Origin of the sequence: Aliidiomarina indica (genome assembly GCF_015354615.1) — a bacterium.
GTDB classification, from domain to species: Bacteria; Pseudomonadota; Gammaproteobacteria; order Enterobacterales; family Alteromonadaceae; genus Aliidiomarina; species Aliidiomarina indica.
Map to the genome: position 1 here is coordinate 179,799 of NZ_JACAVQ010000004.1, position 14,479 is coordinate 194,277.

The window sequence follows — 14,479 nt, forward strand, 5'->3', positions numbered from 1 at the left end:
AATGGGATGTACAATGACGAAAGCGGCGATATTAATCGCCGCTTTTTGTTTGTGATTTCGCAAGCAACTCGTTCATTTTTTCGAGTGCTTGATCAGACACGGATTGCACATGCAGGTCGCGCTGCGGGAATGGAATGGTGATGTTATGTTCTTTCAGTGCACGCCAGATCGCAAGACGAATGGGCGAGCGCACATTCTCAAAGCCATTTTCCGGATCCGCAATCCAAACCCGTAACTCAATAGTAATACCGCTGTCGCCAAAGTCTGTGACCCAGGCGTTCGGCTCAGGCGTTGTGAGTACCCGGGGCGAAGCATGTGCGCATTCTTTAATAACTTCGGTGGCTTTATCGAGATCGGTACTATAGCTCACGTCAACCGGGATACGCAGACGAACATTGCGATCTGCGTAACTCCAGTTAATGACTTCGGATGTAATGAGATTTTCGTTCGGAATGAGAGTATCGACGCCATCTCGGTCGTGTAAAACGATATAGCGCGATTTGAGTTCCTGTACCCAACCGACTTTGTCGTTAATAGAAATGATATCGCCTGGCTTCACCGAGCGATCAAGGATAAGAATAAAGCCGCTAATAAAGTTGGCGGCAATACGTTGCAAACCAAAACCCAAACCGACCCCTAGTGCGCCTCCGAATACGGCTAAGGTTGATAGATCGAAACCAACGCTGCCAAGGACCATCAGGATGGCTATGGTAATTAAACCAAATTTCACGAACTTAATCAGGCCGACGCGGGTTGTCGCGGTAATAGCATTGCTCGCAGACAGACGTCGCTCAAGTAAATGGGTAAGCCAGCCACTGATCGTAAGTGCCACCACGATTAATGTCGCAATCTTGAGGCCTGACAACAGAGAAAGACGGAAATTACCGATATCGGCGCCTACAGCATCCAAGGCTGCGAGAGTATCGGGCAATAAACCAATTAAATGCAGTCCAACAATCAACCAAATTGTGCCTGCGATCACGCTCTCGGATGCCTTGAGGAGAGGACCACCACGAATACCTTTCCGTAAAAAGTAAACGACGAGTCGAATTGCGGCGAACGAGAGAAGTAGGGGAAGCAGAATATCTAATGCCGACGTTACATAATCGAGCGCACGTAGCACTAACTGTCCCAAGCCCAAGACAAGAACCATGCTAATGGGCCAGAGTAAACGCTCAATGGAACGGATAGCGATTCGCCGAAAGCCTTGACTCGCTTCTCCCCGCTGACCTAAGCCAGTACGCAAAATATTCCCAGTAATCAAAGCACTGACCAAGGCCAGTACAATAACCGCACCTTGCGGAATGTTATCAGTGGTAAGGATGACATTGTGAACAAAGCTCAAAACCGTGTCTGCAGGTTGAGATGCTGTCATAGGATACTCTCTTATTATCTATACAACTTTTGGTTATTTTTTTACATTAATTGTTTAATTTCTATGACGGTAACTGTAGTATTTCTGACCAAACATTGATACATCTTGTTACATAATAAAAATTGCCCATTACAATCACATAGCTTCACTACATAACAAAAAAGAAGTGACCATGACAAACGCATCGCAAGTTCGTTCTATTTGCTCCGATGTCCGGCATCGCTACTCTCTAGTATTGGGGCTGTGGATGCTGCTCATTGGGTCTATGCTGCCATTGGCTGTATGGGCTGATAGTACGCCGCTGACCTACCCCCCTTACGAAGAGAAACTCGATCGGTATTTGTCGATGTCGGATCGCGAGGAGCAGAATGCGCTTTTGCGTGAAGTGATCATTGATTTGAATTCGCGCTTTGCTCCCGTAACTTATGTGCGCGCATGGACATATCGCGCATTTGAGCTAGCCGAAGCTGGCGATGTAGAAGGCGCAACCCAAATTATTGAAGATTTAATTCGTTTTGCAGAGCGCAATTCGTACCCAGATGTATGGTGTGAAGTATTGGCGAATAAAGTGGCCTTGCTAACTTGGCAAGGGGAAACCACCGAAGCGCTGTTAGTGGCTGATCAACTAGCTGAACACCTGTTACATGCAAAGGATCCCCGCGTTCGTTATTACGGGAATGTGGTGATTACCGGTATGTTTCGCTCAAATAGTCAGTATGAGCGTGCTTTAACACACGCGCTGTACGCTCAGGATGCATTAAACGAGATAAATAACGAGCGCAGTGCTACGCGACGTTTGAGTTTAAATCGACAGATTGCATTGATTCAGTCTGATATGCGCAATTATGCGTCGGCACTCGATATTGTAAATCGCGCAATTCGTGAAGCCAGAGACGATACCCGCTTGCATGAAGATATTCCGGCCCTGTTGCTGATGAAAGGCTACCTGCATGCGCAAATGGATGAACATCAGGCATCTATTGATGTGCATCATGAGGCGATAGAATGGGCGGAACGCACGAATCAGCCCGGTATCGTGCTGGTGAGCATGAACAATATTGGCAGCACGTTAATTCATCAGGAGCGCTACAGCGAGGCTGATGAAGTACTAAGTTTAGCATTACAACAAGCCATTGAGGCTGAGGATACCGGGACCGAGCACCTGATCCGCTTTAATCTCGGTTATATCCAAGTGATGCTTGGCAACGTACAAGAAGGGATCGCGGCGATTGAAGAATATTCGGATCTTCTATTGGAGAGATACTCAGCTTCAGAACAGGCAGACCTCTTGAATTATGTAGCCAAAGCATATCAACGTGCGCGTATGTTCGAACAACAAGCCGAAGTGCTCCTCGAACAGCGTCGTATCAGTGAAGAGGTATTTCAAAGCGAGCGCGAAAAAAGCATGTCCGAAATGCAGGCGCGCTATGAAGCGATTGAACAAGCACAGCAAATTGAATTACTTGAACAGCGCAATGCCTTACAAGAGCGTGTGATCGAAAATGCCCGTCTACAACGCACCATTTTTATCTTGTTTGGTGTGGTGGTGGTTTTTGGTTTAATTCTGGTAGCGCTGCTTTATCGCGCCGCTCGTCGGGCTAACTTACGCTTGAAGGATGCGAATAAGCAACTGGAATTCCATTCGTTGCGTGACCCGCTAACCCATCTGTTGAACCGCCGTGCATTGCAAGAGCAAATGGCCAAACGGGCCCTTGACGAGCGCCGTGCGCAACCGGGGCAACATCCCGATGCGATGATTTTGCTTGATATCGATTTCTTCAAAAAAATCAACGACCAATATGGGCATGCAGCGGGTGATCAAGTACTCAAAGATATTAGTGAACGTCTGGCAGCGCTGGCGCGCTCATCGGATATGGTGATTCGTTGGGGCGGGGAAGAGTTTTTGATTTTCTTACGCAATAGCGATCCAAACAAACTGGCGGATATTACGGAACGGGTGTTAAACACCATTGGTGAAGAACCTGTTCAGTTTGAAGACATGACGATTCCGGTGACCGCCACTGCAGGTTTCGTATCCTTACCCTTTGCCGGCATTTCCGAAAAAGACCTCAATTGGGAACGGGCATTGCAAATTGCGGATATGGCGTTATATATCGGCAAAGTGCATGGTCGGAACAAGGCTTACGGGATTATGGGCTTGAATGCACCCTATGAGCAGGTGCAGCCGCTCCTTGAACGCGATTTATCGAAAGCTATCGACCAAAACAAAGTTGATTATATTATCGTCAAGGGGCCGCAAAAATAACCGCGTGCCCCTTGAAATCCGGTCTATTCTCCCTCACGTACTATATCATTATGGACAGAATAGGCCGGAATCATGCAAGCAACTGAAAACCCACTGTTAACTCCTTTTTTTCATCCGCCATTTCAATCGATTAAGGCTGAACACGTTCGTCCTGCGGTAGAGAAGGCGATTGCCCATTGCCGCGAAACCATTGCCAAGGTGGTCGCTGAAGAGCAACCCTCGTGGGAAAACTTGGTTGCGCCTCTTGAACAAGCCGACGATGTCCTTTCACGTATTTGGTCGCCCATATCCCATATGAATGCGGTGGTAAGCGAGGAGGGGCTACGTGAGGCCCACGACAGCTGTTTAGAGTTGCTGTCAGAATATGCTACTTGGGTTGGGCAGCACGAAGGGTTATACCAAGCCTACCAAAAGCTCGCCGCATCAACTGAGTTCAACCGATTATCCCAAGCGCAACAACGGGTAATTAGCGAAACGATTCGAGATTTTAAATTATCGGGTGTGGGTTTGCCGGATGATAAAAAGCAGCGTTACGGTGAAATTCAAAACCGACTCTCGCAATTAAGTTCCCAGTTTAGCAATCAGGTGTTGGATGCCACGCATCATTGGTATTGCCACGTAAATGACGAAGCGCGTTTGGCCGGACTCCCAGAGAGTGCAGTGGCCTCGGCGCGTGAGGCGGCTCAAGAGAAGTCGCTCGAAGGATGGGTATTCACGCTAGATATTCCGTCGTATTTGCCGGTGATGATGTATAGCGACGATCGCGAACTGCGCCAAGACATGTATAAAGCCTACACAACTCGAGCTTCTGATGAAGGGCCAAACGCCGGACAGTTTGATAACTCAGTGGTGATTGATGAGACCCTCGCATTGCGTCATGAGCTCGCGAATCTGCTTGATTTCGATACCTACGCCGATGTGTCTTTAGCAACTAAAATGGCGGATAGCCCAGCGCAAGTCATTGCTTTCCTTGAAGATCTCGCTGATCGCTCGCGGGATCAAGCCAAGGCCGAGTTTGACGAGATTAAAGCCTTTGCGAAGTCGAAACACGGGATTGAGCAGCTGGAAGCCTGGGATATTCCCTACTATGCAGAGAAATTGAAACAAGCATCGTTTGCTATTTCCGATGAGCAGTTGCGCCCCTATTTCCCTGAAAACCGAGTCATACAGGGATTGTTTACCGTTGCCCAACGCTTATTCGGAATTCGTATTGAAGAGGCTGAAGCGGAAACTTGGCATCCTCACGTCCGGTATTTCGAAATTTATGATGAAGCGGACAACAAGCGTGCCGGATTCTATTTGGATTTATATGCGCGTGGGAAGAAACGAGGTGGGGCGTGGATGGCCGACTGTGCTGTGCGTCGTCGTTTGCCCGATGGCCAACTGCAATTACCCCTCGCGTATCTCACCTGCAATTTCAATAAGCCTGTAGGCGACAAGCCGGCGTTATTTACGCACGATGAAGTGATCACCTTGTTCCATGAGTTTGGCCATGGCCTGCACCATATGCTGACACAGATGGACGTGGCAGGGGTGTCGGGCATTAACGGTGTTGAGTGGGACGCGGTTGAGCTACCGAGTCAGTTTCTTGAGAACTGGTGTTGGGAACCGGAAGCCCTGGCGTTTATTTCGGGGCACTACGAGACGGGTGAACCGCTTCCTCAAGACTTGCTAGATAAAATGCTTGCGGCAAAGAACTTCCAGGCTGCCATGCAGATGGTAAGGCAGCTAGAGTTTTCATTGTTTGATATGGCGATCCATCAAGATAAGGATGCAGGCAAGCCGGGGCGCGTGCAGCAGATACTTAATCAGGTGCGAGCGCAGGTGGCGGTCGTGCAACCGCCTTCATATAATCGATTCCAACATAGCTTTGGTCATATTTTTGCCGGCGGTTATGCGGCGGGGTACTACAGTTATAAATGGGCTGAGGTATTATCTGCCGATGCATACGCGCGGTTTGAGGAAGAGGGGATTTTTAATCCAGAAACCGGTCGCGATTTTCTAACCAAGATTTTGGAAAAAGGTGGAAGCCGAGATGCAAAGGCATTGTTTGTTGATTTTCGCGGGAGAGAACCGGAGATCGCCGCACTCTTGCGACACTCAGGAATTGCGGCTTAAAGCTGTCTAGTTTAGCTGGTGATAGCCATCACCAGCTTTACAACACCAGCAACGCTCAACACAAAAGCCGCTAAAATAATGATAAAAACGATAATGTAAGCAAGTGGATTGCCGGCGGAAAAATCACGCCGCCGGTTAGCCTCTGTTTGCACACCAAACATCGCCGCTAACACACTCACAACAATCGCAAATAATCCTGGGCGTTCGCTTTGTTCGGACATGGTGTGGTTGTCTTTCCTTTAGCGGGAAGGGCTAGAGCCGCCCTGTTGTTTATTTTTATCATTCGATTTACCGAGCGTGAGCTCAAGTAAATCTAGAAAATGGAATTGCGCTGAACGGCTTTTGCCACTCACCCACGCAAACCAATTCACGCTCCCTGTACATGTTTGGCTAACCGCTCGCGGATCCTTATTGCGAACGTCTGTGCGGCAATCTTCCTGATCGTGAAACGCGGAAGTGTACTGTAATGAAAGTACGCCTACGACTGCCAATGCACACAGGCCCATGGATGTTTTCAACATAGTGAACCCCGGAGCGCTCTTTTCCATAAAAAATACTCGAACAGCTAACTTTATCAGGTAAGAGAAAACCAATCCAGCGTTGTTTTTGGGTGCTTGGTCGCTCAGGTATTGATAGAATGGAAGAAATTCCTATACGTAAGGCTAAAGGATACCCGTATGCGTGATTATCTTATTGCTCCATCTATTTTGTCTGCAGATTTCGCCCGTCTGGGTGAAGAAGTCGAGACGGTCCTGTCTGCAGGAGCCGATGTGGTGCATTTCGACGTCATGGATAACCACTTTGTGCCGAACTTAACTATTGGCCCTATGGTGTGCCAAGCCTTGCGGGATTATGGGGTGTCAGCGCCAATTGATGTGCACCTGATGGTGCAGCCGGTAGATTCACTTATACCGCAATTTGCCAAAGCCGGTGCAACCATGATTACGTTTCATCCGGAAGCCTCAACCCATATTGATCGTACCTTGCAGCTTATCCGAGACCATGGCTGTAAAGCAGGATTGGTGTTTAATCCAGCCACGCCCCTGCACTACCTCGACTACGTCATGGATAAATTAGACATGATTTTGTTGATGTCGGTGAATCCAGGTTTTGGTGGGCAATCGTTTATTCCAACCACCTTGGACAAATTACGCCAAGTGCGCACGCTGATTGATAACAGCGGCCGTGATATTATTCTGGAAGTGGATGGTGGCGTGAAAACAGACAACATTCGTGAAATAGCCGAGGCAGGCGCCGATATGTTTGTTGCGGGGTCGGCAATTTTTAATCAACCAGATTATAAAAAAGTGATTGATCAGATGCGTGACCAGCTTGCGCAGGTGACGGCCAAATAAGCCAAGTACTTATCTTCTTCATTTTTACACGTGTGATTTAAAAAGATTAACAAGGGAAATGCACATGACCAAACCTGTTGTACTAAGTGGCTGCCAGCCGTCGGGACAATTAACCATTGGCAACTATATGGGCGCCTTACGGCAGTGGGTTACGATGCAGGATACCCATCAGTGCCACTTTATGTTGGTCGATTTGCATGCCATTACCGTACGGCAGAATCCAGCCGATTTGCGCGCCGCAACTCTCGATGGCCTCGCGCTTTACATGGCCTGCGGTTTAGATCCTGAGAGAAGTACTCTGTTTTTGCAATCCCACGTACCGCAGCATGCCGAGCTTGCTTGGATCCTCAATTGCTACACGCAAATGGGGGAACTGAATCGGATGACGCAATACAAGGACAAATCGCAGAAACAAGAATCGAATATGAATGCGGGCTTATTTACCTATCCGGTTTTGATGGCGGCAGACATTCTTTTGTATAACGCGAATCAAGTCCCGGTTGGTAATGATCAGAAGCAGCACCTCGAACTTGCCCGCGATGTGGCCACTCGCTTTAACAATATTTATGGTGATGTGTTCGTCGTTCCTGAGCCTTTTATCCCGCAACACGGTGCGCGCATTATGAGCTTGCAGGATGCTAGCAAGAAGATGTCAAAGTCTGACGATAATGCGAAAAACTATATCGGCTTATTGGAAGATCCGAAGAAAATTGCCAAGAAGATTAAAAGTGCCGTAACGGACTCTGAAGATCCGCCGCGGGTTGCCTACGATCCTGAAAACAAAGCCGGCGTTGCGAATTTACTAACATTGTTAAGTGGGGCAACAGGCCGCTCTATCGATTCGCTCGTGGCGGAGTACGAAGGCAAGATGTATGGGCATCTGAAAGGCGATGTCGCCGATGCTGTGGTGGCGTTACTGGAACCTATTCAACAGCGCTACCACGAGTTGCGTGAGGATCAAGACACCTTGGCAGCCGTGATGGAAAAAGGTGCCGCAAAAGCGTCGGCAGAGGCGCAAGCCACACTTCGTCGTGTTTACGACGCCGTTGGTTTTGTGTTGCCCCGATAAATCACGACATAGTCAATCTAGGGTGCGTTTATTGTGATTCTCCTGATCGATAATTACGACTCATTTACGCACAACCTAGCTCGTTATTTTCAAGAGCTAGGGCAACAGGTTCGGGTGGTGCGCAACGATGAGATTGACGTGGCGGACATTGACCGGCTGGCCCCGAGTGCCCTCGTTATCTCACCCGGACCTTGTACGCCGAATGAAGCGGGCATTTCCTTGGCCGCCATTGAGGCATGCGCAGGGAAAATCCCAATTCTTGGTGTGTGTCTTGGTCATCAAGCTATTGGTCAGGTGTTTGGCGGGCGCGTTGTGCGCGCCCAACAAGTCATGCATGGAAAGCGCTCGCTGATACAGCATTTTGGCAGCCCACTGTTTTCGGGCCTACCGGAGACGTTTTCGGTGGTCCGTTACCATTCTCTGGTGGTCGATGCGGGGTCTTTCCCTGATTGTCTACAAATCGACGCCCGGGTGGTCGGTAAACCTATGGACGGTCATGCTGCCGGAGAAATTATGGGCCTTTCCCATCGCGAGTTACCCATTATGGGCGTGCAATTTCATCCAGAGTCGGTATTGAGCAGCTATGGCCATGATATCCTTGAGAACTTTTGTAAGCTCATCGACATAAATTCGGTCGAAAACGGTGCAAAATCACGCATAAGAACGCAGCGAGAACCCCTTCCTTCTGCATAGTTATGCGGCCTATCTGCAATTCTAAATTATCTTTAAAACTCTTTATTTTATAATCACTTAAGAAGTAAGACATTTGATCCGCTTCATGTCATAATACAGCCAAATATGCACTTGTCTGTACAAATTGCTCGTGCGCAAAGAACACACTTAGGAGATCAGTCGATATGTCAGAAGTAATGTCAGTCACTCGCGCTATGTTTGATGAGGTGATGGTTCCCAATTACAACCCCGCCAATATTATCCCCGTGCGTGGTGAGGGTTCGCGGATTTGGGATCAGGAAGGTCGCGAGTACATTGATTTTGCCGGTGGTATCGCCGTAAGTTGTTTGGGCCATTGCCATCCCGCCATGGTGAACGCCTTAACTGAGCAAGCTAATAAACTTTGGCACCTTAGTAACGTGTTAACCAATGAACCTGCACTGCGCTTAGCAAAGAAACTGGTCGATGCGACCTTCGCCGAACGTGTTTACTTTGCCAACTCAGGGGCAGAAGCGAACGAAGCAGCGTTGAAGCTGGCAAGACGTTGGGCGCTAGAAGAGCATGGTGAAGACAAGCAAGAAATTATCGCATTCCATAAAGGTTTCCATGGTCGTACCTTCTTTACCGTAACCGTCGGCGGCCAACCTGCCTATTCGGACGGTTTTGGTCCTAAGCCTGGCGGCGTTTCTCATGTGGAGTTTAATAACTTAGCCAGCCTTGAAGCAGTCATGAATGATCGTACGTGTGCGGTCATGATCGAACCTCTGCAAGGTGAGGGTGGCGTTGTTCCTGGTGATGATGACTTCTTAAAAGGCGTGCGTGAGCTATGTAATCGCCACAATGCACTGCTTATTTTTGATGAAGTTCAAACAGGCTTTGGTCGCACCGGCAGCTTATATGCCTACGAGCAAACCAGTGTGGTGCCAGATATTCTTACCACCGCAAAAGCGTTGGGCGGTGGCTTCCCGATTGGAGCCATGTTAACTACCCAAGCTATCGCAGCGCATTTGAAGCCGGGTACGCACGGCAGCACCTATGGTGGCAACCCACTGGGCTGTGCTGTAGCGGAAGCGGTGATGGACGTGGTGAACACGCCTGAAGTACTGCATGGGGTGAAAGAACGTGAGCAATGGTTCCGCGACGCGCTGACAAAAATTAATGAAAAATACGACGTGTTCAGTGAGGTTCGCGGCCGTGGATTACTCCTCGGTGCTGCGCTGAACGACAAGTTTAAAGGTAAAGCTCGTGAATTCTTAACGGCGGGTGCCGAAGAAGGTGTGATGATCCTTGTCGCGGGCATGGATGTGTTGCGATTTACACCGTCATTAGTGATTTCTGACACGGACATTCAACAAGGCATGGCTCGATTAGAAAAAGCCGTTGCGCGTGTTGTTGCCGCGAATCAATAGGAACAGGCTATGTTAGTCGTAAGGCCAATTGAGGCTCGAGATTACGAGTCGTTGCATGCGTGCGCGGTGGAGTCGGGACACGGCTTCACCTCCTTGCCCGTGGATGAAGGCTTGTTGAAGCGTCGTATTGCACGTGCTGAGCAGGCATTCGCACTGGAAACTATCAAGCAACCTGGAGAAGAGGGGTACCTCTTCGTCATGGAAGACACCGAGACCCAAGAGATTGTTGGGGTCAGTGGCATTGAAGCGGCGGTCGGCTTGTCATCGGCGTTTTATCATTATCACGTCGGTCGAGTGGTGCATCACTCTGCCAAGCATAATGTTTACAATGATTTGCAAACACTCACCTTGTGTAATGATTACACAGGCGTAAGCGAACTTTGCACCTTGTTTCTGAGAGAGCCCTATCGGAAGGGGCGCAATGGCCGTGTATTGAGTAAGTTTCGGTTGCTGTTTATGGCGCAGTTTCGCCAGCGTTTCGCTGAGACAGTCATTGCTGAAATGCGTGGCATTTCAGATGCAGATGGGCGTTCGCCATTTTGGGCCTGGTTAGAAAAGCATTTTTTTACTATGGATTTCCCAAGTGCTGATTACCTCACGGGCATTGGTGAGAAGACCTTTATTGCAGAGTTAATGCCTAAATTTCCGATCTATGTGAACTTGCTTGATAAAAGTGCACAAGAGGTGGTGGGTAAAGTGCATCAAAATACCGTGCCAGCACTCAAACTATTAACTTCAGAAGGCTTTCGATATCGCGGATACATCGATATTTTCGATGCTGGGCCGACGGTTGAAGCGGAAGTAAAACAATTACGGACGGTGCGCAATAGTCGCTTACTGCAAGTGCGCATCGGACGCCCTGAAGTGGCAGAAAATGTGCTCTTATGTAATACCAAACTAAAAGATTTTCGTGCCTGTCAGGCTGATGTGACCTGCACCGGTGATGAGGTGGTCATCACCGAGAACACTGCCTCTGCGCTTGGTGTTGTGGCCGGTGATCACGTTCGTTTAGCTGCATTATAGGCAGCCACACTTAAAAAATTACGAGGAATGAAGTATGTCGGAACAAGTACGTACACACTTTATTAATGGTCAATGGCTCGACGGTGAGGGTGATACCTTTACGTCGATTGATCCAGCAAAGAACCGCGTGGTCTGGCAAGGCAAAAGCGCAACTGCAGCGCAGGTAGACCTCGCGATGCAAGCTGCGAGAGCCGCATTCCCGGCATGGGCGCTGTCGACGTTTGAAGAGCGACTTAAGATTGCCCAGCGGTTTTGCCAATTACTCGAAGAAAATAAAGAAAAAATGGCGCTAATTATGGCCCAGGAAACTGGAAAGCCATTGTGGGAAACACGCACCGAGGTTGGTGCTATGATTGGCAAAGTCGCTATTTCTGAGCGCGCGTACCATGAGCGTACTGGCACGGTTGAAAATGCGATGCCCGGTGCCAAGGCCTTCATTCGGCACAAACCGCATGGAGTAGTGGCGGTATTTGGCCCCTATAACTTCCCCGGTCATTTACCGAATGGCCACATTGTTCCGGCATTATTGGCGGGCAACGTCGTGGTGTTTAAACCTAGCGAGATGACGCCTTGGGTAGCCCAATTTACTATCGAATTGTGGCAGCAGGCGGGTATTCCTGCCGGCGTGATTAATCTTGTACAAGGCTTAGTGGAGACAGGTAAGGCGCTCGCCGCGCATCCTGAAATGGACGGGCTTTTCTTTACCGGTTCATCCACCACAGGCAAGCTTTTACATGAGCAATTTGGTGGCCGTCCCGACAAAATTCTGGCGTTGGAGATGGGCGGAAACAATGCGCTTATCGTGAAAGATGTCGCAGATATCGATGCTGCGGTGCACAACATCGTGCAATCGGCCTTTATTACATCGGGACAACGCTGCACTTGTTCGCGCCGCCTATTTCTGAAAGACGATGACAACGGCAATGCGATCTTAAAGCGCTTGCTTGAAGTGACCAAGAACATTCAAGTGGGCGAATATGATGCGGACGATCAGCCATTTATGGGGGCGATGATTTCAGCAAAAGCAGCCGCGGGCATGGTCAGTGCGCAACGTGATCTTCAGCAGCGCGGGGCGAAAGCGCTCGTGGAAATGACCCAAGCAAATCCAGAATTGGGTTTTGTGACCCCTGGTATTTTGGATGTCACCGATGTCGTCGACATGCCTGATGAGGAGCACTTTGGTCCTTTGCTTAAGGTATATCGTTATACAGACTTTGATGATGCCATTGACGCAGCCAATGCCACGCGCTTTGGATTGTCGGCAGGCTTGTTGTCAGATGCACGCGCCGATTGGGAGCATTTCTTCACTCGTATTCGTGCAGGTATCGTGAACTGGAATAAACCCATCACCGGTGCTAGCAGTGCGGCGCCGTTCGGTGGTATTGGTGACAGCGGTAATCATCGCCCAAGTGCCTATTATGCGGCCGATTACTGTGCCTATCCGGTTGCTTCGGTAGAGGCTGAAACCATTGATTTTCCAGCCACGTTGAATCCGGGACTTAAATTCTAAGGAGTGAACCATGGCTAAGCCGATGTCTGCGAAGGTTCGTTGGCTCGAAGATCTGAAATTCGTCGCTACCTCAGGTAGCGGCCATTCGGTAGTAATGGATGGTGATGGTGGTGCGCACGCGCCAAGCCCCATGGAAATGGTGCTCATGGCGGTGGGAAGCTGCTCTTCCGTTGATGTCGTGGGTATATTACAAAAAGCAAAGCAAAATGTGCGCAGTGTTGAGGTTCTGCTTGATGGGCAGCGCGCGGAAGGAACTCCTGCCGTGTTTACCGATATTCATGTGACCTTTAGGGTATATGGACACGACGTATCAGAAAAGCATGTCGAGCGGGCGGTTCAGCTGAGCGCAGAAAAATATTGCTCAGTGTCTATCATGCTGGGTAAAAGCGTAAACATTACCCACAGCTTCGAGATCGTGAACGACGCACCGTAAATCTAAACGTTACAGCGGGTTTGTTTCAACAAGCTCGCTGTAAGTGCCCACAAACTACCCTTCCTGTGATTGAATGATGGCGCGCTGCTTGCGATCCATCAGGCGTTCAATCAGCGGTGAAAGAATCAGCTCCATGGCCAATCCCATTTTGCCCCCCGGCACCACCAGCGTATTAATGCGCGACATAAAAGAACCGTCGATCATCTGCAAGTAATAAGTGAAGTCGGGACTTGGAATGCCGCGAAAGCGGATGACAACAAAACTTTCATCCATCGATGGAATGTCTTTTGCGCTAAATGGGTTCGAGGTGTCTACCGTAGGTACCCGTTGAAAATTAATATGGGTGCGAGAAAATTGCGGCACGATATGATGAATGTAATCATCCATGCTGCGAACAATGCTCTGAGCAACGCTTTCGCGCGAGTGCCCGCGCTCTGACGTGTCGCGAATAATCTTTTGAATCCATTCTAAGTTCACAATAGGCACCATGCCGATCATAAGGTCAACATGGGATGCCACATCGTAATCGTCTGCGGCAACGGCACCGTGCAACCCTTCATAAAACAATAAATCGGTATCCGTTGGCAGATTTTCCCAGGGCGTAAAGGTTCCTGGCATTTGATTATATGGCACAGCGTCATCGAAGCTATGAAGATAACGACGATGGCGCCCAGAGCCGGTATTTCCATAGGTTTTAAATAAGGATTCAAGGGCCTTAAAATCGTTTGCCTCTGGACCGAAATAACTAATATGCTTTCCCTGTTCTTGCGCTTTGCGAATGGCGACATCCATTTCCGGACGGGTATAACGATGGAAGCTATCGCCTTCAACAAAGGCCGCGTTCAGGCGCAAACTGCGAAAAATATGACGGACAGCTTGGCTCGTGGTCGTGGTGCCAGAACCAGACGACCCTGTTACGGCAATAATCGGATGGCGATCGGACATGAAAAACTCCCTTTCGAACTTATTTTAATAATGTGGTGGACGCTCATCGACCGGCGCGTCTTTTTGATCGTCGTCTAGCTGTTGTACACGTTCGACCATCAAAATCATATGTTTATGTAACCGATGCAACTCGCTATTTTGAACTGTGACAAGGTCATTGAGCTCTGCGATGGTGTCCTCTTGAAAGGCAAGTTGCGTTTCAAGTCGCTCGATGCGCTCGATTAATTCAGCTAGCGAATAGTCGGGCTTTGGTGAATCTTTACTCATTCTTACTTTATCCATTAGTCATTTGCGCGTATTTACG

General features: G+C 49.0%; 14 protein-coding genes. 9 read left to right on the plus strand and 5 right to left on the minus strand.

Going from position 1 to position 14,479, the window contains the following annotated elements:
- Nucleotides 1-31 precede the first annotated feature (31 nt).
- Nucleotides 32-1,375 (minus strand): mechanosensitive ion channel family protein, encoded by a 1,344-nt coding sequence (locus HXZ99_RS08070; RefSeq protein WP_194756778.1) that lies wholly within the window; start codon nucleotides 1,373-1,375, stop codon nucleotides 32-34.
- Nucleotides 1,376-1,547: 172 nt separating this feature from the next.
- Between HXZ99_RS08070 and HXZ99_RS08075 the strand changes: the two genes are divergently transcribed.
- Together HXZ99_RS08075 and prlC are read left to right on the plus strand one after the other, a co-directional pair.
- Complete coding sequence (locus HXZ99_RS08075) at nucleotides 1,548-3,641, plus strand: tetratricopeptide repeat-containing diguanylate cyclase (RefSeq protein ID WP_194756779.1); 2,094 nt, start codon at nucleotides 1,548-1,550, stop codon at nucleotides 3,639-3,641.
- Between the two features lie 72 nt (nucleotides 3,642-3,713).
- A complete protein-coding gene (gene prlC / locus HXZ99_RS08080) occupies nucleotides 3,714-5,759 on the plus strand; it encodes an oligopeptidase A (protein WP_194756780.1) in 2,046 nt (681 codons plus the stop codon).
- An 11-nt stretch (nucleotides 5,760-5,770) separates the two neighbouring features.
- On the opposite strand, the gene HXZ99_RS08085 is transcribed toward prlC, so the two are convergent.
- Complete coding sequence (locus HXZ99_RS08085; protein ID WP_194756781.1) at nucleotides 5,771-5,980, minus strand: DUF2970 domain-containing protein; 210 nt, start codon at nucleotides 5,978-5,980, stop codon at nucleotides 5,771-5,773.
- Between the two features lie 18 nt (nucleotides 5,981-5,998).
- Nucleotides 5,999-6,280, minus strand: a complete 282-nt coding sequence (locus HXZ99_RS08090; RefSeq protein ID WP_194756782.1) for a hypothetical protein — start codon at nucleotides 6,278-6,280, stop codon at nucleotides 5,999-6,001.
- A 156-nt stretch (nucleotides 6,281-6,436) separates the two neighbouring features.
- Between HXZ99_RS08090 and rpe the strand changes: the two genes are divergently transcribed.
- The 7 genes from rpe (at nucleotide 6,437) to HXZ99_RS08125 (ending at nucleotide 13,230) form a co-directional block, all read left to right on the plus strand.
- Complete coding sequence (gene rpe / locus HXZ99_RS08095; protein ID WP_194756783.1) at nucleotides 6,437-7,114, plus strand: ribulose-phosphate 3-epimerase; 678 nt, start codon at nucleotides 6,437-6,439, stop codon at nucleotides 7,112-7,114.
- A 64-nt stretch (nucleotides 7,115-7,178) separates the two neighbouring features.
- Nucleotides 7,179-8,183 (plus strand): tryptophan--tRNA ligase, encoded by a 1,005-nt coding sequence (gene trpS / locus HXZ99_RS08100; RefSeq protein ID WP_194756784.1) that lies wholly within the window; start codon nucleotides 7,179-7,181, stop codon nucleotides 8,181-8,183.
- 33 nt (nucleotides 8,184-8,216) lie between these two features.
- Nucleotides 8,217-8,876 (plus strand): anthranilate synthase component II, encoded by a 660-nt coding sequence (locus tag HXZ99_RS08105; protein ID WP_194756785.1) that lies wholly within the window; start codon nucleotides 8,217-8,219, stop codon nucleotides 8,874-8,876.
- 176 nt (nucleotides 8,877-9,052) lie between these two features.
- On the plus strand, nucleotides 9,053-10,264 hold the full coding sequence (locus HXZ99_RS08110; protein ID WP_269434588.1) for an aspartate aminotransferase family protein: 1,212 nt from the start codon (nucleotides 9,053-9,055) through the stop codon (nucleotides 10,262-10,264).
- A gap of 9 nt (nucleotides 10,265-10,273) precedes the next feature.
- Complete coding sequence (astA, locus tag HXZ99_RS08115) at nucleotides 10,274-11,287, plus strand: arginine N-succinyltransferase (RefSeq protein ID WP_194756787.1); 1,014 nt, start codon at nucleotides 10,274-10,276, stop codon at nucleotides 11,285-11,287.
- Between the two features lie 34 nt (nucleotides 11,288-11,321).
- A complete protein-coding gene (gene astD / locus HXZ99_RS08120) occupies nucleotides 11,322-12,797 on the plus strand; it encodes a succinylglutamate-semialdehyde dehydrogenase (protein WP_194756788.1) in 1,476 nt (491 codons plus the stop codon).
- A 22-nt stretch (nucleotides 12,798-12,819) separates the two neighbouring features.
- Nucleotides 12,820-13,230 carry an OsmC family protein gene (locus tag HXZ99_RS08125; protein ID WP_194756834.1) on the plus strand — a complete coding sequence of 137 codons (411 nt, stop codon included), beginning with the start codon at nucleotides 12,820-12,822 and terminating at the stop codon, nucleotides 13,228-13,230.
- Between the two features lie 54 nt (nucleotides 13,231-13,284).
- Here the strand turns inward: HXZ99_RS08125 and HXZ99_RS08130 are convergent, their stop codons facing one another.
- Both HXZ99_RS08130 and HXZ99_RS08135 read right to left on the minus strand, forming a co-directional pair.
- Nucleotides 13,285-14,175, minus strand: a complete 891-nt coding sequence (locus tag HXZ99_RS08130; RefSeq protein ID WP_194756789.1) for a phosphoribulokinase — start codon at nucleotides 14,173-14,175, stop codon at nucleotides 13,285-13,287.
- Between the two features lie 24 nt (nucleotides 14,176-14,199).
- Entirely contained in the window at nucleotides 14,200-14,442 is a 243-nt protein-coding gene (locus HXZ99_RS08135; protein WP_194756790.1) for a SlyX family protein, read from the minus strand.
- Nucleotides 14,443-14,479: the final 37 nt, after the last annotated feature.

Bases quoted from the DNA above. Each gene is read 5' to 3' on its own strand.
- HXZ99_RS08070 (WP_194756778.1), bottom strand. From the start codon at position 1,375: ATGACAGCATCTCAACCTGCAGACACGGTTTTGAGCTTTGTTCACAAT.
- HXZ99_RS08075 (WP_194756779.1), top strand. From the start codon at position 1,548: ATGACAAACGCATCGCAAGTTCGTTCTATTTGCTCCGATGTCCGGCAT.
- prlC (WP_194756780.1), top strand. From the start codon at position 3,714: ATGCAAGCAACTGAAAACCCACTGTTAACTCCTTTTTTTCATCCGCCA.
- HXZ99_RS08085 (WP_194756781.1), bottom strand. From the start codon at position 5,980: ATGTCCGAACAAAGCGAACGCCCAGGATTATTTGCGATTGTTGTGAGT.
- HXZ99_RS08090 (WP_194756782.1), bottom strand. From the start codon at position 6,280: ATGTTGAAAACATCCATGGGCCTGTGTGCATTGGCAGTCGTAGGCGTA.
- rpe (WP_194756783.1), top strand. From the start codon at position 6,437: ATGCGTGATTATCTTATTGCTCCATCTATTTTGTCTGCAGATTTCGCC.
- trpS (WP_194756784.1), top strand. From the start codon at position 7,179: ATGACCAAACCTGTTGTACTAAGTGGCTGCCAGCCGTCGGGACAATTA.
- HXZ99_RS08110 (WP_269434588.1), top strand. From the start codon at position 9,053: ATGTCAGTCACTCGCGCTATGTTTGATGAGGTGATGGTTCCCAATTAC.
- astA (WP_194756787.1), top strand. From the start codon at position 10,274: ATGTTAGTCGTAAGGCCAATTGAGGCTCGAGATTACGAGTCGTTGCAT.
- astD (WP_194756788.1), top strand. From the start codon at position 11,322: ATGTCGGAACAAGTACGTACACACTTTATTAATGGTCAATGGCTCGAC.
- HXZ99_RS08125 (WP_194756834.1), top strand. From the start codon at position 12,820: ATGTCTGCGAAGGTTCGTTGGCTCGAAGATCTGAAATTCGTCGCTACC.
- HXZ99_RS08130 (WP_194756789.1), bottom strand. From the start codon at position 14,175: ATGTCCGATCGCCATCCGATTATTGCCGTAACAGGGTCGTCTGGTTCT.
- HXZ99_RS08135 (WP_194756790.1), bottom strand. From the start codon at position 14,442: ATGAGTAAAGATTCACCAAAGCCCGACTATTCGCTAGCTGAATTAATC.